15 protein-coding genes are annotated in these 19,836 nt (G+C 60.6%); 4 read left to right on the forward strand and 11 right to left on the reverse strand.

Features of this window, described 5'->3' with window-relative positions:
• Nucleotides 1-35 precede the first annotated feature (35 nt).
• Together VIO10_RS08145 and VIO10_RS08150 are read right to left on the reverse strand one after the other, a co-directional pair.
• Complete coding sequence (locus VIO10_RS08145; protein ID WP_331962087.1) at nucleotides 36-1,190, reverse strand: acyl-CoA dehydrogenase family protein; 1,155 nt, start codon at nucleotides 1,188-1,190, stop codon at nucleotides 36-38.
• Nucleotides 1,191-1,201: 11 nt separating this feature from the next.
• Nucleotides 1,202-1,621 (reverse strand): hypothetical protein, encoded by a 420-nt coding sequence (locus VIO10_RS08150; protein WP_331962090.1) that lies wholly within the window; start codon nucleotides 1,619-1,621, stop codon nucleotides 1,202-1,204.
• A gap of 245 nt (nucleotides 1,622-1,866) precedes the next feature.
• Here VIO10_RS08150 and VIO10_RS08155 point away from each other — a divergent pair, with 245 nt between their 5' ends.
• Entirely contained in the window at nucleotides 1,867-2,952 is a 1,086-nt protein-coding gene (locus VIO10_RS08155; RefSeq protein ID WP_331962093.1) for a zinc-binding dehydrogenase, read from the forward strand.
• Nucleotides 2,953-2,979: 27 nt separating this feature from the next.
• Here the strand turns inward: VIO10_RS08155 and VIO10_RS08160 are convergent, their stop codons facing one another.
• Nucleotides 2,980-4,143 (reverse strand): cobalamin-independent methionine synthase II family protein, encoded by a 1,164-nt coding sequence (locus VIO10_RS08160; RefSeq protein ID WP_331962096.1) that lies wholly within the window; start codon nucleotides 4,141-4,143, stop codon nucleotides 2,980-2,982.
• Nucleotides 4,144-4,354: 211 nt separating this feature from the next.
• Here VIO10_RS08160 and VIO10_RS08165 point away from each other — a divergent pair, with 211 nt between their 5' ends.
• Nucleotides 4,355-5,083 (forward strand): alpha/beta hydrolase, encoded by a 729-nt coding sequence (locus tag VIO10_RS08165; RefSeq protein ID WP_331962099.1) that lies wholly within the window; start codon nucleotides 4,355-4,357, stop codon nucleotides 5,081-5,083.
• Here the strand turns inward: VIO10_RS08165 and recD are convergent.
• Genes recD through VIO10_RS08180 form a run of 3 tightly spaced genes read right to left on the reverse strand, consistent with a single transcriptional unit; the run spans nucleotide 5,080 to nucleotide 14,305 of the window.
• Nucleotides 5,080-7,104, reverse strand: coding sequence for an exodeoxyribonuclease V subunit alpha (recD, locus tag VIO10_RS08170; RefSeq protein WP_331962102.1), 2,025 nt, complete (start codon nucleotides 7,102-7,104; stop codon nucleotides 5,080-5,082). The genes VIO10_RS08165 and recD overlap by 4 nt on opposite strands.
• A 23-nt stretch (nucleotides 7,105-7,127) precedes the next feature.
• Nucleotides 7,128-10,700 (reverse strand): UvrD-helicase domain-containing protein, encoded by a 3,573-nt coding sequence (locus tag VIO10_RS08175; RefSeq protein WP_331962105.1) that lies wholly within the window; start codon nucleotides 10,698-10,700, stop codon nucleotides 7,128-7,130.
• A complete protein-coding gene (locus VIO10_RS08180; RefSeq protein ID WP_331962108.1) occupies nucleotides 10,697-14,305 on the reverse strand; it encodes an exodeoxyribonuclease V subunit gamma in 3,609 nt (1,202 codons plus the stop codon). The genes VIO10_RS08175 and VIO10_RS08180 overlap by 4 nt, the downstream gene beginning before the upstream one ends.
• A 119-nt stretch (nucleotides 14,306-14,424) precedes the next feature.
• On the opposite strand from VIO10_RS08180, the gene VIO10_RS08185 reads away from it, so the two are divergent.
• Both VIO10_RS08185 and rfaD read left to right on the forward strand, forming a co-directional pair.
• Nucleotides 14,425-15,453 carry a WYL domain-containing protein gene (locus VIO10_RS08185; protein ID WP_331962111.1) on the forward strand — a complete coding sequence of 343 codons (1,029 nt, stop codon included), beginning with the start codon at nucleotides 14,425-14,427 and terminating at the stop codon, nucleotides 15,451-15,453.
• A gap of 41 nt (nucleotides 15,454-15,494) precedes the next feature.
• A complete protein-coding gene (rfaD, locus tag VIO10_RS08190; protein WP_331962114.1) occupies nucleotides 15,495-16,469 on the forward strand; it encodes an ADP-glyceromanno-heptose 6-epimerase in 975 nt (324 codons plus the stop codon).
• Here the strand turns inward: rfaD and VIO10_RS08195 are convergent.
• From VIO10_RS08195 to VIO10_RS08215, 5 genes are all read right to left on the reverse strand, one after another.
• Nucleotides 16,445-17,503, reverse strand: a complete 1,059-nt coding sequence (locus VIO10_RS08195; protein WP_331962117.1) for a PHB depolymerase family esterase — start codon at nucleotides 17,501-17,503, stop codon at nucleotides 16,445-16,447. The two genes, rfaD and VIO10_RS08195, sit on opposite strands and share 25 nt — an antisense overlap.
• Before the next feature lie 108 nt (nucleotides 17,504-17,611).
• Entirely contained in the window at nucleotides 17,612-18,670 is a 1,059-nt protein-coding gene (locus VIO10_RS08200) for a DUF2950 domain-containing protein (protein ID WP_331962120.1), read from the reverse strand.
• A complete protein-coding gene (locus tag VIO10_RS08205) occupies nucleotides 18,612-19,037 on the reverse strand; it encodes a hypothetical protein (protein WP_331962123.1) in 426 nt (141 codons plus the stop codon). Before VIO10_RS08205 ends, VIO10_RS08200 begins: the two co-directional genes overlap by 59 nt.
• An 87-nt stretch (nucleotides 19,038-19,124) precedes the next feature.
• A complete protein-coding gene (locus VIO10_RS08210; RefSeq protein WP_331962126.1) occupies nucleotides 19,125-19,337 on the reverse strand; it encodes a hypothetical protein in 213 nt (70 codons plus the stop codon).
• A gap of 126 nt (nucleotides 19,338-19,463) precedes the next feature.
• On the reverse strand, nucleotides 19,464-19,836 hold a 373-nt coding region (locus VIO10_RS08215; RefSeq protein WP_331962129.1), incomplete at its 5' end, for a helix-turn-helix domain-containing protein.

Consider the following 19,836-nt stretch of genomic DNA (forward strand, 5'->3'; position numbering starts at 1 on the left):
TACTACTACAGCAACAGCGGCGCTACCGCCGCCCTCTAGTACGGGCGAGCAGCCTTGCCGATAATCTCGCGCGCGACCAGTGTCTTCATGATCTGCGCGGTGCCGTCGCCGATCTCGAGTCCGATCACGTCGCGCAGTCGCTGCTGATGCGGCAGGTCGAGGCTGTAACCGAGATGCCCGTGGAGCAGAAGGCATTGATGCAAAACGTCGGCGGCCAGCTCGGGCGCGAGCCACTTGGCGCCGGCCGCGAGCCATCCGTGCGGCTCTCCGCGATCCTTGAGCCATAGCGCTTCGTAGCAGAGCAGACGCGCGGCGCGCAGCCGAACTGCTGCCTCTGCGAGCGGAAACGACACCCCCTCGAACCGTGCAAGCGGGGCGCCGAACGCCTGGCGCTCGGCGACGTAGGCGCAAGTCTCGTCGACGCTCTGCCCGGCCGCGCCGACGCACATCAGGCCAATCAACGAGCGGCTGAAATCGAATCCCTGCATCACCTCGGCGAAACCCGCGCCTTCCGCGCCGAGGCGAGCGGCAGCGGGCACGCGGACGCCGTCAAAAAAGAGCTGGCCGCGGCCGATTGCGCGCGAGCCCAGATCGCGAAAGCGCGTGCGCGATACGCCCGGTGAGTCGAGGTCAACGTAAAATGCGCTCACGCCCCGAGCGGACTGATCCGCCGTGCCGGTTCGGGCCAGGACCAGGGCAGCGCCGGCCGATGATGAGAATGAGATGGAAGTTTTCTCGCCGCTCAAGACGTAGTTGTCGCCGTCGCGACGCGCTTGCATCATGAGATGGGCGGCGTCGGAGCCGCCGCCGGGTTCGGTCACCGCCAGCGCCGCGATAATTTCGCCTCGGCAAATCGGAGGGAGAAACGCGGCCTGCTGACGCGCGTCGCCGCTGCGGGAGATTATTGCGGCGACGAGCGCCGCAAGCAGCATCACGTACGCGGCGTTGAAATCGCCGCGCGCGATTTCCTCGTGCGCGATTCCAAGCGACACATAATCGAGGCTGGTACCGCCGAGTTGCGCATCGACCATCGGCGCAAGCACTCCCAGCTCGCCGAGTTTCCTTACCAGCGCCGGCGGCAGGTCTTTGTCCGCGTCACGCGACGCATAATTGGGAAGCAGTTCGCGCCGCGCAAAGTCACGCAGCGTTTCCTGCAGCAGCTTCTGCTCGGCTGTGAGCGCAAACTCCATCGTCGCAAGCCTCAGTTGGACGGCGCGTTCTGTGCCGGCGCCGTCACGGACTGCGGTGGCGCGCCCGACGGGCCGACATACTCGGGAAGACTCTCCAGCCCGCCGAGATGGAGGTTGGGGGCCGGCCGTTCGATCGATTCCTGGCTGTCGTCGGCGTCCATTTTGTCCTGGTTGTGTTGCATCACCTGCTTCTGCGCTTCATCGGGCGACAGGTTCGGCCGCATCCCCTGACTGTGCGCAAAGTCGGCGCGGCTGTTGGCGTCCATGTTGAGCCAGATCTGGCTGGCCTGTGCGCCGTTGCCGCGATTGAGCGCTTCGATAAATTTTTGCTGCTGCGTTTCCTGATTGGAATGGAACGGCCAGCATCCCGCGAGCGCAATTGCACACGCAGCAATTGACAATGCGCCCCCGCGTTTGATTTTTGCTGACATCAGTGCTGCCGCTCCGGCACCCGAAACGTCGCGAGCCTTCGCTATTGTGTACGCGACGAGACTGCGCACGTCCACCTGCCACGCGAGTCGAATAACGGAACGAGAAATCGCGGGAGCGGGGACTTTACGAGCGATGGAGCAACCCTGCTAGAGTAGTTGTAGCCGCGCCTGGACCGATCGTTCAAGCGGCGGCGCGGAACCGCACTGAAATCATTTCGATCGAGAAAGGATAAAGGAAAAGAATCATGCGCGCTGCCGTAATGCGAGGCAAAAGACTCGTCGTCGATAACATTCCCACGCCGGTTCCTGGAGCGGGCGAGGCGCTGGTTAAAACGCTCGCGTGCGGAATATGCGGGTCCGATCTGCACGCGCTCAAGCATGCCGAGAAGCTCGTCGAGGCGGCGCGAAAATCCGGAGCGCCGTTCGTGATGGATCTTACTCGCGACATCGTGATGGGTCACGAGTTCTGCGCGGAGGTGGTCGATTACGGGCCGCAGACGCAAAAACGATTGAAGCCGGGGACGCGCGTGTGTGCGATGCCGGTGCTGATCAAGGCTGGCGGCGTCGAGGCGGTCGGCTACTCGGACGAAAATCCAGGCGGCTACGGCGAAATGATGCGGCTGACGGAGTTTCTGCTGCTCGAGCTGCCCAACGGACTTTCCACGGAGCGCGCGGCGCTGACGGAACCGATGGCGGTGGGCTATCACGCGGTGCAGAAAGCGCGGCTGGAGCGAGATGACGCACCGCTGGTGATCGGATGCGGGCCGGTGGGTCTGGCGGTGATTGCGGCGCTCAAGCTCGGCGGCGTTCATCCGATCGTGGCGGCAGATTTTTCGCCGCTACGGCGCAGACTGGCGCGGCAGATGGGCGCAGACTTCGTCGTCGATCCAAAAGAGAAGTCACCGTACGAGAGCTGGCGGGAGATGGCTGCGTACAGCGATCCCGCGAAGGCGCCGATGCTGCCGCCGTGGATGCCGGGACCGGCGCTCAGGCCCGCGGTGATCTTCGAATGCGTGGGGGTGCCGGGCGTGATCGAATCGATCATGTTGGCGGCGCCCGGCAATGCGCGGATCGTGGTGGTGGGGGTATGCATGGAGCGGGACCAGATCGAGCCGTTCACGGGGATCAGCAAAGAGCTCAATATCCAGTTCGTGCTCGGCTATTCGCCCGAAGAGTTCGCGGCGACGCTGAGCCATCTAGCCGAGGGACGGATCAACGGCGACCCGATGATCACGGGCAAGGTTGGCGTGGAAGGAGTGGCGAAGGCGTTCGAGGACCTCGCGTCACCGGAGACGCACGCGAAAATCCTGGTCGAGCCGTGGCATAGCTGAGAAACCGGGCGGCGGCGAGCACGCGCTTCAGTGAAACAGGCGGTGCGAGGCTAGATCGGCGCCCGCGCGCATCGCGCGCAACTTTTCCCAGACGATTTCCTCGGCGACTTCGCCGAGTCCGGCGGAAGTCTCGAAGCCGCAGTCGGTCCCCGCCATCACGCGGCGCGGATCACCGATCGCATTGGCGGCGCGCTCGAGGCGGTCAGCGACAACCTCGTAGTGTTCGACGTAGTTGGTCTTGGTATCGATGACGCCGGTGACCAGGTTCATGTGATCGGGAAGCGGGAATTCCTTGAAGCAGCGATATTCGTGCTGATGGCGCGGATTGGCGGCTTCCAACACGAGAGCGCCGACGTTGGCGCGGTAGAGCAGCGGCAGAATCTGGGCAAGCGGGACATCAAGATCATGCGGCGCCTGGTAGTTTCCCCAGCATACGTGCATGCGGACGCGATCGGGCGCGATTCCATGCAGAGCGCGATTCATCGCGGTGATGTTCAGTTCGACGTACTCGAGGAAATCAGTGAGCGGACGGTCGGCGTACGAGGTGTGCCGCTCCATCGCGAGGTCCGGGCAATCGACCTGCAGAACGAATCCCTTCGATACTATGTACTCATACTCAGTATGTAGTGCTTTGGCGACTGCGATTACATACTTTTCATAGTTCTCGTAATACTCATTGAGCATCGCCGACGCGATTATTCCCGGCGACGGGGCGGTCATGAACGGCTCGGCGAATTTCCCGGGCTGATCGGCGAGGATACGCAGGGTGTCGGCGCATTCAAGATCGACGGTGGCGCAGTCGCGGTACTCGATCTCGCCAATCGCCTTCGGCGCGTGCAGCAGATCTACCATCGAGCGCTGAAACATCGGCGCTATCAGCTTGCGGAAGCTCTGGTAGCGGACGAGATCGCGCATGATGGGCCGTTCGCTTCGTCCGCCAAAGCCGGTCATTCGATGCTGCACATAGGTGAAGAAGCTCTCGCGTGACTGCTCGCCGTTGTTGCCGACGTCGATTCCCGCTTCGAGTTGTTTCTGTACAACATAGCGGGTGGATTCTTCGATCTCACGGAGCATCGAGGCGCGGTCCACGTCTTCACCGCGACTACTCTTCACCAGCATCGCGATCAGGCTTTCCCGCCGCGGCAGGCTGCCGGCGTGCGTGGTTAGAATACGGCCCTCGCTCCGAAGCATAGTAGTTCCTCCCGGCCTTTTTCACTTTTTCATTTTTTCACTTTTTTACTTTTTCACTTTTCACTGGTTTGCGCTGCCAACATAGCACGCCGTGCACCGACTCCAGCAGCAGACCACTGGCGTGGACGACTCATTGGAAGATCACGAGCGACGGTGCCACAATCGCGGAGAAGCCGGGGGTCGCGGCGATACCCTTGCAAGGAGTCTGAAGATGCCAACGTTCAAGCGCGCCGATGTATCGATATACTACGAGGAGTACGGCACAGGGTATCCGATTCTGCTATTTGCGCCCGGTGGGATGCGCTCGAGTATCGAGTTCTGGGGCAACAGCCCGTTCGATCCGACCAAAGAATTCGCGGCTAACTTCCGCGTGATCGCGATGGACCAGCGCAACGCCGGCAAGTCGGCCGGGCCGATCAGCGCTGATGATGGATGGGACACTTACACGGGCGATCATATTGCGCTGCTCGATCAGCTTGGGATTAAGCAATGCCACGTGATGGGCGGATGCATCGGATCGTCGTACTGCCTGGGACTGATCAAAGCTGCGCCGCTACGGGTCAGCGCCGCGATTCTGCAGAATCCGATCGGACTCAGCCAGCGCAATCGCGAGATGTTCTTCGCGATGTTCGACGGATGGGCGCAGGCGCTGAAGGCGCAACGTCCAAAGCTTGACGACCGAGCACTGCGGCAGTTCCGCGACCGGATGTACGGCGGTGATTTCGTGTTCAACGTTTCGCGCGAATTTGTGCGCTCGTGCAAAACGCCGATGCTGATTCTTTGCGGCAACGACGACTATCATCCGACGGAAACCTCGAAGGAAATCGCCGCGCTCGCACCGAACGCCGAACTTATCGACAATTGGAAGACGCCCGACGTGATTGGCGCGACCGTGAAGCGCGCGCGGGAATTCCTGATCTCGCACACGCCGAAGAGTTAACCGGCAAGCGCCAGTTTGATCCGATCGGCGAGTCCGGAGAATCGCTCGACGCGAGAGGCGATTGCATGGTTGAGCGTCGATTCGTCGCCGACGATGACGACCGAGGTTCGGCTGCGACTGACGGCGGTGTAGATGAGCTCGCGGGTCAAAACCGCGACGGGTTTCTCGGGAAGAACGATGGCGATCGAATCGAACTCGGAGCCCTGCGCCTTGTGCACCGTCATCGCGTAGCTGAGCTCGACGAATTCGCGTAGTGCCTCGAATCGGAATGCGACGAAGTTGTCGCCACGCGGAAATATCGCCATCGGGGCTTGCGAGCCGTTGCGGCGTCGGACCCACAGTCTGATACCATTGTCGCCGTTGAAGAGTCCGCGTTCGTAGTCGTTGCGCAGCACGATCAGCGGCTCGCCAACCACCAATGGGGCGCGCTCTGCCACGACGCCCGCGGATTCGGCGGCGCGCGAATGAAGACGTGCGTTTATTCGGTCGGCGCCGGTCTCGAAAACGCGCGTCACGCACAAGATGCGTGATTTTCCGGCGTGCGTGAACAGGGACCGCAATCGCTCGCAGTCGGCGTCATCGAAACGGCCGTCGCGTTCGACGTATTCATGCGCAAGCAATTCCGCGATTTCCGGCCCGCCGCGCACTCGATCGAGGTACCAGCGATCCAGAAACGGGCCGAGTTCGCGCGACGCGGTTGTAATAAATTCGACGCCGGCGAATGTGAGTTCCTCCGGTGATGAGCGCCGCGCCACAATCGGAGTATTCGATTCGTCGATTGAATTCAGGAGCTTGGCATCGCCGTCGTTAATCGAACGGGCCGCGCGCAGAATGGATCGGCCGGCGCTGCTTTCGCTGTTCATCCGATGATTCACTTCGAGCCGCATCGATGCCGTGGTGAGCGGACCGACATCGTCCCCGGCAGACCCGACGAGATCGCGGAACACTGAACCGGCGGCGACCGACGGCAACTGGTTCGCATCGCCGAGCAGGATCAGCCGCGCTCCGGGCGCAATCGCGTTCGTCAGTCGTTCCATCAAGGTGACGTCGAGCATCGAACCTTCGTCGACGATCACCACCTTTGCGGAGAGCGGGTTGTTGCGATGGTGGCGGAAGCGGCCGGAATCGGGCGAGTAACCGAGCATGCGATGAATCGTCGCGGGCTCGAGATGCGCATCAAGGAGCGCCTGGTCTACGCTGTCGAGCTGTTCTATTCGCGTGAGCGACTCGCCGATGCACTCGCCCATCCGATAGGCGGCTTTCCCGGTCGGGGCCGCCAGGGCAATCTGGGAGGGATCGACGCCGAGCCGCACCATCAGACGCATGATCGCAACGATAATCGAAGTCTTACCGGTGCCCGGACCACCTGAAACAACTGTTAGTCCCGTGCGCGCCGAAGCGGCAACGACGTTGCACTGTTCATCAGACATCACAATCTGTTTGCCCTGCACAATAACGGGGCGAGCAATCACACTCTGAAGCGCGCGACTGAGTTTCTCCGCGTCCGCTTGCGCTTGCGTATCGGTAGTCAATAGCGCGGCAAGTCTAATAGCCAGTTCACGCTCGCAGTGATAAATCCGGTGATGAACTATATAAGGCGCTAAATATAATAAGGGCTTGTATTCATCCTCCCGCCGACCGACCACCGCTGATGCGCGGTCGGATTGTATAAGGGCTTCGATCGAAGTGGCGATCGTAGCGATGGCGTCGTCGCCAAAGCCATTGGCGCAGAGCGAACCGAGCACGCTCCGCATAGGCGCTTGCGAAAGCGGACCAGCGACCGGGAAGCGGGTGCTTCCGTCCTGAAGCGCCACCAGCGAAACGAGGATGAGCACGATGAGCGCGATTCGGTCTTCGTCTTTCAGAGCCGGTTCAAGGGCCGCGAGCTCAGCCGCCAAGTGAACCGACTCGGGCGCAAGATTAAGTCCGGACACCGAGACTTCGAGCGCGCGCATGCGAGCGTTGAACGCGGAACGGCCACCGCCGCGGGCTGAATCAAAGCGTCGCCACGCGGTATCCATTCCGAGTAATGAGTATTTCTCTTTCACACGCGGCGCACGGAGTCGGGTTCGCGAGTCAATAGATCGGATTCATAAGTGACTATTTCTTTCCACGATGGTCTTGCAAAGTAAAATCCAGACTTCCCGTCACCAGCCTGCGAGACGCCACGAAGAAAGACGTACAAAAGACCGCCAAACCTCGCCGCGTAGTCGCGCTCGGTGTGGATATTGAGCAGGCGCACGATACCGACTGAGTATATTCGCGCTTGCAACCGATAGTGGCGTTCGACGTGCCGTGCGACTGCAGCAGGCTCATACGATGGCAGAAGATCGCCCTTCCAGTCGGCGAAGTATATTAGCTTGCCGCGTCGGAATACCAAGTCGATAAAACCCTTTATGTAGCCCTGTCCGGCGATCCATTTGCCGTCCGGACCGCCGCCGAGCAGCGAGTGATGTTTCTCGGGAATCGGATAGGCGAATTCCATTTCGCGGACTGCGGGCAGCCGGTACAGGGCGCTTTCGAGTATTGTTTCGCCGAGCGCGACCGGCGAGGTGAGCGCGTTGAAAACCATCTCGCGTCCGCGAGCCAGCCATCGCGGATCATTCACGCCGTGGCGGCGCATGGCGCTCGTGAACAACTCGCGCACGTCGTCCCGCGCCATCCAGGACTTCAGATCCGGGGCATCGCCAAAGGATTTGAAATCGAGCTGCTCGATCGCCTCATGCAGGAAAATACCGACGTGGCGGCCGCCGGGCAAATCGACGTTGTCGGCATGCGCCTCGATCGCATCCACGCTGGTTTTGAATTCATCGGGATCGAAAGCGGTCGCCACCCCGGTTTCGCGCGCCGCTTGAAGCGAGGTGTAAGATTCGAGTATCAAGCCGCGATGGCCTGCGCTCAGCTCGGCGAATTCGCGGTCAAGGCCGGCGGTCTGAGGCGTCGATGCGAGCCAGTCGCATAAGGCGTTCTCGTCGGGCGCCGTTTCGTCGTTCTCTTTTTCCCTTGGTGAATCGATCGACGCCGGAGCAGCCACAGTTTCCGTCGTGAAGAGCGTCTCCAATCGAGCTTCGCGATCGAGATTGCGCAGCCGATCGTTCAGTTGCGCATAGGAGCCCGACAGGTCTCGATTCAGCGCTCCGGCCGGGATGTAGGGCAGTATCAGCTTGGCGCGCGCGCGCGTCAGCGCGACGTACAGCAATCGCTGATCCTCCTCGTCCTGTTCCTGCTTAAGCGCCGTCTTTTTCGCGTCCCGCGCCGGTTTGCCAATCGCCAGACGCCGGTGGTTTCCGTCGTGGTAGATGCTGACCCAATCGCGCCGGTTATTTGCGAAAAACCCTCCGTAGAGAGCTACGACGTCGGCTTCGAGCCCCTTGCTTTTGTGGATCGTCATGATTTGCACGGCGTCGCGATCGTCTTCCAGGCGTTGCACATCCGGATCGTCGCCCGCCGGCGCCGCTCGCCCCGCGATGTAGGCGTCGAGAAGTTCGATTATTTCCGCGAGCGAAATTCCTTGCCGCGATGCTTGCTGAGTTAGAATCTCGAAGATGTGTTCGTAGTTGGTGAGTTCGCGGCGATCGTCTGACAACAGCAATTCACGTTCGACCAGTCCGCTTTGATGGAGCAAGGCGTCGAACAAGCCGGCGAAACGCCCGGCCTCGGCAAGTGCGCGCCATTCGAACAGTCTTTCGAGCATCGGATGCGAGTTGCGCTCGTCGTCAAGCCGCGCAAGGTCTCCGTATTCGACCGCGAAGAAAGGCGAAGCCCACGCCTTGAGCCGGTTCGAGCGGCGGCCGGGTTCGTCAATTCCTCTGAGCAGGTCGAGAATGTCGGCGGCCTCGCGGGTCTGGAACAGCCCGTCCTGCTTGTAAAAGGCAAACGGGACTCCCGCCTGGCGCAGGTACTTGCCAATTTCCGCGCTGTCGCGGTTGGTCCGAGTAAGGACGTAAACGTCCTTGGCTGTAAGCTTGCGCGGCTCCTGCTTGTCGTCACAAATTTCAATCGCGTGATCCGGGTCCGCAATAATTTGCCGTATCGCTTGCGCGATTCGCGGGCCTATCGCTTCGCGCATCCGCCGCGAAAACTTGTATCGATCGTCACGTGGATGGAACTTCATGAGCGTCACCGGCGCGATCGGTTGGCTGTTGGCCGCGATGGCTCGCAGAGCGGGACGCCCGCATCTGACTGGATAATTGTAGGTAATCTCACCGGTGAACAATGGCGCTGCAGCATTCTGATCGAACATCAGGTTGCACGCCTCGATCATGGCGCCGGTCGAACGGAAATTATCGCGCAAGTGAACGACCGTCGCTCCTGATTTGGAAAGTTGCTCGCGCGCTTCCAGGTAAGCGTGCACGTCGGCGCCACGAAACCCGTAAATCGCCTGCTTGGGATCCCCGATTACGCAGACAGTGTTGCCGGCGCCGCCTTCGATGAACACCTGTCGAAAGATCTTCCACTGAAGTTCGTCCGTGTCCTGGAATTCGTCGATCAGCGTCACCCGATAGCGCTCGCGCAGGGCCGCCGCGAGCGATTTGCCGCGAGGACCGTCGAGTGCGTCTGCCAGCCACGCCAGCATGTCCTCGTAGTCCAGCGTCCCGCGCTCGCGTTTTCGCGCGTCCATTCGCGCAGCGATAGCGAGCAGCAGTTCGTCAACCACGCGTTGCTCGATAGTCAGCGCTGCCTGAACCCGCTCTCCCGCGTCGACAATCGTGCGCACGCGGTCCGGCATCTGGTCGGGAAAACTCGGCCGCGTCTCAGCTCGCGTGCGGCGCGCGTTACTGGGACGGCAGATGCGATCGAGATCGAAGCCGCACAAACCTTCTGCCAGAGTCGCGGCCGACCCATTGGCACGATTGACGACCAGCTCGAGTTCACGCGTCGCGGCGATCGCGTCGCGGCGGGCATCATCCGTGATCGCCGCGCTCTCGAATGCATCCACCAGCGCGTTTGCATCGAACGCGCTGGCCAGATCGGTCAATGCCTGTTGATTGAGTTCGCGCCCCGCCGTGCGCAAGTAGCGCTGAGTGTGAGCCTGCCAGAGCAGTTCCTCGAGGTCATCTGAAGTGCGTCTCTCGTCCGAGAGCCACTCACCGATGAGCCGCGCGACGCGCGCGTCCGCCTTCAACCGCTCGCGCAGTTCAGCGCGGATGGCCTCGTGGAACTCGAGACGGCCGCTGGTGAGGTCAATTCCGAAACGCACTCCGCTGTCAAAAGCGAGCTCCGTGAGCATTCGACGGCAAAAGCTGTGAATCGTGTGGATAGGCGAATGATGAAACGAAAACAGCGCGGTCGTCAGTCTTTGCTGCTCGTCGTCACTCAACCGCTTGCGCGGCGATGGGTGCGTGGCTTCCGCACTGCGCCCGGACAGTACGGCTTCGATCGTCGCGCGGATTCGCGAGCGCAGTTCGGCCGCCGCCTTTTCGGTAAACGTCACGACCAGGATCTGATCGAGCAAAGCCGCGCCGGTGAGGAGAAGATCGATGACGATATGCTCGATCGTAAACGTCTTGCCGGTGCCGGCGCACGCGTCGATGACCCTGTGCCCGCCGTCGAGAATTTCATCGAGGATCGCGGGCCGATAGTATTCGATGTTTGCCGGGGCTGGGGTCGCGCTCATTTGAATATCCCCCTTATTGGGTTGAAGCGGCGCGCGACGATTTTCGCGATCTCTTCCTCGTTCGGCGGATCGAAACTCGTGGCGTTTCGCACTGGTCCGTATTCGGAGCTGCTCTTGGAGAAATCATCGGAGCGGATGCGCTCGACAGCTTCGACCAACTCGCGGCGAGTTGGGGGCTTGTGCAATTCCTTGACGACTTCCGCAACCGCCTCGATCGGCAGAAAGCAGTCGTTACCCGTCGAAAGCAGATCACCGACGAGCGTAGTGAGGAAGCCGAGCGCCGAATCCTGGTCCATCGGCGCGAACTCGCGAATAAATTCGCTCTGCTTCGTTGACTGTGTTCCGATCACGATTGCGCGAAATCTCTCGGGCAGTTTTGCTCCGCTGGCGGCGAAGACAATTGCGTTTAGAAACGCCGGGAGAAAATCTTTCGGCTTGACCTTGTTATGAAGCACGCAAGTAATCGCAGCGCCCGATTCCGGCGACACAGTCCGAAGCGTCCCGTAGAGGCTTACACGCTGCGTCACGATCGTTGCGTCGTGGCGGCGGACGTTTGCGCTCAGCGGGACTGGGGCAAGAATCTGGCCGGCGTCGGCGAATTCGTCGGCGCGCCCGATCCGGATGTCCTTCCATCCGTCGAAATCGCTGACGCCGGCTTGGGAAGCCTGCGCGATCCATTGACGAAGCGCCACAGCGTCGGCCATTGCAGCGAACTGCGCAAACTGCCCGGCGGGTGCGCGCCCATTGGCCTGCGCAATCCGAACCTGACGCGCGTACTCTTCGCCGAGCGCCTCGGGCTTGCCGCCGGCGCGCCAGAAGACCTCGCCCAGCATCACGGCACGATCGAGCCGCGACTGCTGGACCGGCTCGTCTTCCGCCTGCTCAGGCGCATCTTCGTCCTCCAGCATTCCGAGCGAATAACGCGCGGCGCCCTGCAAAGGACATTCGAGATATTTTCGAAGCGCGGCTATCGGCAGCGCGAGCTCTTCGCTCGGCGCGTGGCGCGGCGCGGCGGGCGCTGTTTCGAATTCGGCGAATTGCAAATCCTCTTGCAGGCGCTCGCGCAACTTCCCGCCGAGACGATCCAGCAAGCGCTGACGCTGCGGCTTTGCACGATGCGTCGCAGCGGCATCGAGTTTTTGCCGGAGCGCAAGCATCCGTGCGCCGCGGCGCGCGTCAGGATCGAAGCTCGCGAATTCATGATCGCTGTTTGGAGTCGCGCGATCGGCGAATTCAGGAAAATATTTCAAATCATAACGGCTGACTGGATGCTTCACCGTCAGCTTCGCGAGCGTCTTTTCATCGATGAATCCCCGCAGCATGTATTGCAGTTCGCGAATGACGGACGAGGGTTCGAGGACGTCGCCAGTTTTCGCGTCGCGAGCAATGTAAGAGAAAAAAATCCGCTCGCGCGCGGCCAGGATCGTCTCGAGGAATAGATAACGGTCGCGCTCGGCCGCAGTGACATCGCCCGCGCCGCGCTTGAGCATCCGCAAATCAAGCGGGTCGCGGCGTTCGCGCTCAGGAAAGGCAGCTTCGTTGAGCCCCAGCGCAAAGATGACTTTGAATGGGATCGACCGCAGCGAGGAAAGCGAACCAACCGCAACACCCCGCCGCGAAAATTGTCCGTGACGCGATTCGAGATCGGTGATTCGGGTTGCTATCATCTCGCGCGCCGATTCGTACGACATTGGACCAACGTTCAGTTCTGAGTCGCCGATAGACTCGATCGCCGCGAGGAACCTGTCCCTGACTTGCTCATCGAGCGCGCTCGCCGGGTGGAGGTATGTGTTCAAAAATTCGATGAGCATTCGCGACCATTGCTGGGGCGTGAGCCGCGCATCGCGCATCGAGAGCGCATCGGCGATGAGCGAGCGTGCCCCGCGCATGAATCGCGCTGCCGTCTCGAGTTCATCCTGCGCCACTGCAAAGGGCAGATAGCCGGGGGCTGTTGCTCCGGTCTCGTAGAATGCGGGAACCCCGCCGCGCTGACCGGTCATCATGGCGCCCAGCGCGAGGCGTTTGATCGCCTGATCCCAGTGATAGAGGCCGGGCGGAATGTACGTGTTTTCCAATTCGTCGTCGTCGGCGCCGAAGAAAATGCCCAGCGCCTCGCTCCATCGCAGCCAGATCTCGACGTCGATTCGGGCTTCGCTTTCGCTGTTCAACGCTGGATGCGTCAGCAGCCGGACCATTTCCGCGCGCGAAAAGCGGCCCCGCGGCAGATTGAGAAGCAACTCGACGGCCTCGGCGACGCGGCTCGCGCCAGCGATGCCGCGGCCGGCGAGATCGATTGGGATTCGGTGCTGCTTTCGGAAAACGCCCTCGATGTGCGCCAGGTAGTCGTCAACCGCCGCGTCAGGAATCAGCACCGCGATTTCGTGAAAGCGAATTCGCTCGGCGCCGCCGCTGGCGGCAAGTTTCTCGTTGTCGCGAACAATCGACCAGATCTCATTCGCGACGATTTCGGCCTCGCGTCGAATTCCCGGGGTGGCAAGAAAGCGGATTCGCGCTTCGAATGGCTTGCCGTTGCCCTCCTCGACCTGCGGGGGCTGCGGTTCGCGATCGAGGATGCTTTGCTGAAGAGCTTCGAGCAGCGTCGGTGCCTCACGGGAAACCGGATCGGAAAAGAGCGGCGCGAAATCGCATTGGGACAGTTCGTTGAGCAGCCGAACGTATTCACGGCCGGGCCGCCCCCAGAGCCTCAGAGCAGGCGGGTCGGACGATTCATTCAACCCGAACGGGTCTTCGGATTCAGCGAGTTTTTCTCCGATTTTGTCTTGATGATGAGCCCATGCGGTGAGCGCGCCGCGACGGGAACTGTCCACATCGTCCCAAAACTCGCGGCACGGATTGAGCGCATAGATCCGAATATCGCCGAGCGCGCCGAGTTGCGCGAAAATTTCCGCATAAGCATTTCCCGCGTACGAGGCGCCGAACACGTGAAGCGTCGCCGGCAGTGCGGATTTGAGGCGCCGGCTGTCGTCCGCCTCGAATGCATCGGGCAGCATCATCAATCGAGTCTCACGCTCCAACAGCCATTGCTCGCGCACACGGCCGTGCGAATCGAATACCGACTGCCACAAATGCCGCTGCCATCGCTCAGTCTCGCCCATCGCATCAACGTCAGATCGCCGGGCAGCGCGCCATTTCTCGATCATGCGCCGCCTCGAAATCGAATACTCGCGAAACAGCCGGGCCAACTGCGCGGCAAGCAGGATCGTTCTGAGCTCGACATCGGCGTCAGTTTTGGATCCCGCCTGGATGTAGTCGCGCGCCGGCTTCAAATCGGGGTCGTCGCGCTGGCTCGAACTTCGAAGGCACTCGAACAGAATCAGTTGGAGCTCATCGGCGTCCAGGATCTTCAGGTTCTTATCCGTCGATTGGAGAAGTTCGGCCAGATAATTCCGCAGGAACGGGAATTTCAGATTCGCCGCGACGCCGATCGATTCGGCCAGCCGATACCGAATGAATTGTTCGACGATGCGGTTGGGTACGACAATCGAGACCGGCTCGAGCGGTTCGCGCCTCTGATGCGCGGCTACCGCGTTGGCCAGCGGCGCGATCAGATTTTCGAGTCGATTGGAATAGTGAAGACGAATCATCGCGGCACAACTATGGATCGCGGATCAGCTTTTAGGAACATATATTGTGGTGCTGACAACGGTTGTCATCGAATAAGCGGGATGATGGGATCAGTAGACTTTCGGAGCAGAGGAGATTGATGAAGAAACCTCGCCGCAAACCCACCTACGGCGCCGGGATTCGGCTGGCACGAATCGCGGCCGGGTTGTTCTCGAGACCATACGGCTGGAGTTTCAGGGCGATCGAGGAAAGTCTGGACATTTCCGAGCGCACACTTGCCCGTTACGTATCGGTGCTGCGCAGCGATCTGCTCGACTGGCGTGGCGCTCCGCTGATTGAAGTTGCCGGCACGGGCGGCGAGCGCAAACTTCGGCTGGTCAGTTCGATGAAAGCCGCGGAGGCATCCTCGTACCAGGTCGCGCTGCTGTATTTCTCGCTGACCGTGCTCAAGTTCCTGGAGGGCACGGTGTTAGAAGAAGGCGTTGAGGGGCTGTGGGAGAAGATTTATCAGAACCTGAGCCTTACCCAGCAGACGCGGCTGTCCGACCTCGAGCGCAAGTTCTACGCCGTCCCATACGCGCCCAAGGACTACGGTGAGTTCAGCGAACAACTCGACGTAATTTTGCGAGCGCTGCTGGATCAGATTCGGCTCAAAGTCGATTACGCCGGGCTGACCGGCGAGGGCCGGCAACACGACTTCGATCCATACTCGCTGATCGCCTACCGCGGCGGTCTTTACATTCTCGGCTACAGCCATCGAAGCAGCGCAATCATCTATCTCGCGGTGGAGCGAATCCGCTCGGTCGAATTCATCCGTCAACCCGATGGGAGCTCGACGCGGTTCATCTATCCGCGCGGCTTCGACCCGGCGGCGCACAGCGAAGGGACTTTTGGAATTGTCGAAGGCGCCGAGACCAAGGTCGAACTGAAGATCCACAGCGAACAAACCGAAGCGTACGTTCGTTCGCGCACGATTCATCGCAGCCAGCGTTTCTCGCATCGCCGCGACGGCACGACGATCATGACGATGACGGTCAGGGGCACGACGGAGTTGGCGAACTGGATAATGAGCATGGGGCCGTGGATCGAGGTGCTCAAGCCCGGGTCTTTGCGCAAGGAAATTGCGCAGCGCCATGCCGGAGCATCGCGTCTTTACCGCGCCAGTTAGTGCAACGGCGAAATCCATTATATGCTTGCGGGCGGGGAACCATGATCATACTAACCGGCGGCGCGGGCTTCATCGGCAGCAACCTGCTCCACGCGCTGAATGCCAAGAGCATCACCGACGTCCTGGTAGTGGATCGGCTGGGCGATAATTTCCGCAACCTTTGCGATCTGCGGTTTTCGGACTTCATGCAGCCCGGGGAATTCATCCGGGCAATCGAGCGCAGGATTCTCCCCGACCGAATCGAAGCGATTTTTCACCAGGGCGCATGCGCCGACACCACCTGCGACGACGGCCGCTACATGATCGAAAACAATTTCACGTTTTCGAAGTCGATTCTGCACTTCGCTCTTTCGAGCAAAGTTCCACTGGTGTACGCGTCAAGCGCAGCCGTTTACGGCTCCTCGAGCGCATTTGCGCCGTCACGCGAAAACGAACGCCCGCTCAACCTCTACGGGCTGTCCAAACTCGCTTTCGACAATCATGTCCGCAGCGTCGCCGCAAGCTCTGAAAGTACGGTGGCCGGTCTGCGATACTTCAACGTCTATGGTCCGCGCGAATCGCACAAGGGCAAAATGGCGTCGATGGTGTATCAGCTTTACCGGCAGTTGAAGGCGAGCGGACGCGCACGGCTGTTCAAGGGCACCGATGGATACGCCGACGGAGAGCAGCGGCGCGATTTTATTTTTGTTGACGACATCGTTCGCGTAAATCTGGCGCTTGCCGAAGGTCCCGTGCGCAACGGCGTCTTTAACGCCGGCACCGGACAGCCGCGCAGCTTCAACGACGCCGCCAGGATAATAATCGCGCAGATCGGCGCGGGCGAGATCGAGTATGTGCCGTTTCCCGAGAACCTGGCGGGCAGGTATCAAAGCTTCACGCAAGCCGATCTCTCGGCGCTGAGGAATGCCGGCTATACCGAGCCTTTTTCGACGCTCGAAGATGGAATCGCGCAGTCGATCGATGCCTGGAATCGGGAAGGCGAGTTGCCCGCTCAAGGCGCAGGCTTCAGCGGATGATTCCTGAAAAAGTCCAGCATTGCAGTCGTCCATTCTTTGGGCCATCGCATATGATTACCAAAGCCAATCACCGACCCCGTAACACCAGCCGTTGATTTCTCGGGAGCCTTGGGATCGGTTCCGCACGAATCGGTACATGCGTAAACCCGGCGACGGTGATTGTCGAGGATCACGTCATCGACAACTACTCCGGCTGCATTCAATTCGCTCGTCAGTTGCTCGCCATTGGGACAGATGCCGCCGATGTCGCAGCTATTGTGGACATGCATGGTTCGTGCGGCCGGATTGAAGATCTGAAGCTGTGTGTTATTCGCGGGCGGTCCGGCGACCGGCCGCTGCCGACAAGGATCGTCGAAGGCGCCGAACGGATCGGGTCCCGAATAAACCGCCGCCGCCGCTATGTTGGGACGATTCACCGCATACAGAAGACCCATCGCGGCTCCGTTGGACCATCCGGAAACGTAAATCCGGGCGGTATCGACGTTGCCGGTCGCGACTTCGGCCGCAATGAAATGATCGATCGCGGCCGCGTCCGCATTTTCGCGCCAGGTCGTGTCTCCGATCTTTACGTCGCTCGTTGGGTTCAACTGGCGATACCAATTATCCCATCCAACTCCCGTGTTGTCCGGAAATGGGTAGTAGTGCGTCGTTTTGCGGCCCTCAGGCGCCAACACGATGTATCCGACGTTGTTCGGATCGTCGGTGAGTGAGACGGAATTTTGAAGGTCAAGTATATTGGTCTGAGTAATCCATCCGGCCGAAAACAGCGACGGATGCAAGTAAACGATCATCGGTAACTTGCGATTTGCGCCTGTGGATTTGGGCTCGTAGAGGCAAGCGTAGCGATCGATGCGGTCCGCGTCTTTCCACGGACCGATCAACTTGCCTGCGCCGCAATTGGGCCTGACTTGCGAGATTACCGCGGCTGACGGATCGCCAAACGGCCCGCATGCAGCCGGCGCGCCGCTATCCCCGGTCGCGCTGCCGCATGAAAACAAGCAGGCGATCACGCCCAAGCAAATAGTTCTCTTCACGCTGTCGTGGCGGGGCAATCCGAGCGCAGCCGATGGCGGCCTGCGCTCGGTAATTCCGACGAACTGTAGGCTCGCATGCGGCTCGGCTTGCGGCTCGCGATCCTTTGCTTATTTTGACGCGGCAACGGTCGCCTTGTTCGCCGGTTGCCACGTCGGATCGGGATCGTACGCCGCCATCGCGCCGGCTATGTGGTCGGTACCGGGACCCAGGTCCGTTTGATAGACTTGGCCGTCCTGATTGATGATGAAGGTCATCACCCCAGAGTCGCGATAGCTGGCAGGATAGGCAACCAGCGCGAATCCTCCGGTCATCTTGCCCGCGACGATATAGCTTTTGGCGCCACCCGGCGCGTTGGCTCCTTGACTGGTCAGCAACCGGAAAAGGTAGCCGTAGAAGGGATGCGGTTGGCCGGTGTGTTGATAGCCTTCGCCAGCCGCTTCAGCGACCAGGGGACCGAGAGGACTAACCGGCTGCGAGCCAGCCTTGACCTCCCAGTATAAGCCGTCCTGTGTTCCTGGCGTGCTGCGGAACTTCTGAGCGTATTGATGCTCCGCGGCGCCGTCGTGCAGTGCGGCGAAATAGTCTCGCTGGGCATCGGCGATCGCAGCGCAAACTTTGATCACGTCCAATTCATTGGCGCCGATTCGCCGATATAAGATCTCCTGCCTGCCGTAATCCGAGTCGAAGTACCACTGCGATCCATTTTGCCGCAGTGGTATCGGAGTCGGCCAATTCTCGGCGCCGATGTAGAGGAAGGTTCGTCCGTCGCCAGCGCCGGCAAACTGATGCGACGCACGATACTTTTTGACAAAGGCATCCTGATTGTTCTTGTCGGCGACCGGATCGCCGGAGGAAATCAGGCCGCGTGCGGATGGACCCAGAATCGCCAGCATCGCCGCTTCATCGTGATTCTGTACGGCTGCGGCGAAAGCGTCGCTCGCCTCCACAGCCGAACTGAAGGTCTTCTGGCCCGGCTCTTGCGCCAAGGCCGCCGGGGCGATCCAAATCCCAAGTACGAGGGGCAAGACCCACAGAGCCAGCCAACCGGCCGTGCTTCTTCGATTACCATTTATTGGTTGACGCATTGCTTTTTCCCGCCATCGACGATTAGTGCCCATGACCGCCGCCTCCACCGCCACCGTGTCCACCGCCGCCTCCACCGCCACCGTGTCCACCGCCGCCGGCATGACCGCCGCCGCCGCCGCCAAGGCTGCTGCGCCCGCGACTACTCGCGTCCCAAGTGTTGTGACCGGAACCATAGCCGCCAAATATGCCTCTGCGCCCACCATAACCGCCACGGCCGTAGCCGCGGTAACCGTTGTTCGAGTAGTAGTTCGGTCCGCCACCCCACCAACCGGGGCCGCCACCCCACCAACCGTTGTTCCCGCCGTAGCCTCCGCCGTAGCCTCCGCCATAGCCTCCGCCGTAGCCTCCGCCTCCCCAGCCAGGGCCGTAACAACCCGTCGCCAGAGTTGCGAAAAGCAACGCGGCAAGGATCGTCACTTTCCGATTGCCGAAAAATCCCGTTTTCATTTTGATAAGATGCTCTCTGCTTGGAGGTTGACTAACGATACAAAGATTCTACTTTTCAACTCTGAACCGCGCGGAGCCTGCGCTGCTTCAGGGCATCTCGAGCAAACAATTGGCGCACAGCGCCCATCGCGCTTGTCCTCCCGCGGGCACCACCAGGATTGCCGCGATCGACAGCTTGGCATCTCCACAGCGACGGCAAATCAAGTGGTCGCCCTCGCAGCGGGCTTCGAACCCGAAGTCAGCAATCGCGGCTGGATCGTCGATCAACTCGACGCGTACAAAGTTGGAGTCAGTTTCCAAAGCTTCACCCGGTCAAACTCGCGGATCATACGGAGCCAGGTCTTGCGATTCCTTTTGCGACGCCCTCGGTCAACGATTTCGGAGCGTGCGCGCTTAAGCCGGGACCCGTTTAGCGGCGGGCGCCGCTCAATTCAGACCCGCACCGGCTAGATGCGCAGTAGCTTGCGCATTCTTCATGGAATCGAAAAGCTTGGTGACTTGCACGACCATCTGTCGTCCCTGGCGAATGACGAACTTTTCGCGTTCCAATCGCGCCAGATGCTCGGTCACTCTTGGCCGCGAGGCGCCGACCAGGTTGGCGATGTCCTTATGGCTGAAAGATACGCGCAGCAGCGTGCCGCGCGATTCCTCGATTCCAAAGTCTGAGCATAGTTCCAGCAGCGCAACGGCTATTCGTTCGTGCAGACCAAGGTTCAGGAAACTCGAGCTGCGCAGCAGGAGGCGATACCACTGCTTCAAATCGTTGCGATGAAATTGCTTGAAGGCGGACTCGCGAGCA

The organism is Candidatus Binatus sp. (assembly GCF_036567905.1).
Lineage (GTDB): Bacteria > Desulfobacterota > Binatia > Binatales > Binataceae > Binatus.

Coding starts and splice junctions, on each gene's coding strand:
- VIO10_RS08145 (WP_331962087.1), bottom strand. CDS start 1,190: ATGGAGTTTGCGCTCACAGCCGAGCAGAAGCTGCTGCAGGAAACGCTG.
- VIO10_RS08150 (WP_331962090.1), bottom strand. CDS start 1,621: ATGTCAGCAAAAATCAAACGCGGGGGCGCATTGTCAATTGCTGCGTGT.
- VIO10_RS08155 (WP_331962093.1), top strand. CDS start 1,867: ATGCGCGCTGCCGTAATGCGAGGCAAAAGACTCGTCGTCGATAACATT.
- VIO10_RS08160 (WP_331962096.1), bottom strand. CDS start 4,143: ATGCTTCGGAGCGAGGGCCGTATTCTAACCACGCACGCCGGCAGCCTG.
- VIO10_RS08165 (WP_331962099.1), top strand. CDS start 4,355: ATGCCAACGTTCAAGCGCGCCGATGTATCGATATACTACGAGGAGTAC.
- recD (WP_331962102.1), bottom strand. CDS start 7,104: ATGGATACCGCGTGGCGACGCTTTGATTCAGCCCGCGGCGGTGGCCGT.
- VIO10_RS08175 (WP_331962105.1), bottom strand. CDS start 10,700: ATGAGCGCGACCCCAGCCCCGGCAAACATCGAATACTATCGGCCCGCG.
- VIO10_RS08180 (WP_331962108.1), bottom strand. CDS start 14,305: ATGATTCGTCTTCACTATTCCAATCGACTCGAAAATCTGATCGCGCCG.
- VIO10_RS08185 (WP_331962111.1), top strand. CDS start 14,425: ATGAAGAAACCTCGCCGCAAACCCACCTACGGCGCCGGGATTCGGCTG.
- rfaD (WP_331962114.1), top strand. CDS start 15,495: ATGATCATACTAACCGGCGGCGCGGGCTTCATCGGCAGCAACCTGCTC.
- VIO10_RS08205 (WP_331962123.1), bottom strand. CDS start 19,037: ATGAAAACGGGATTTTTCGGCAATCGGAAAGTGACGATCCTTGCCGCG.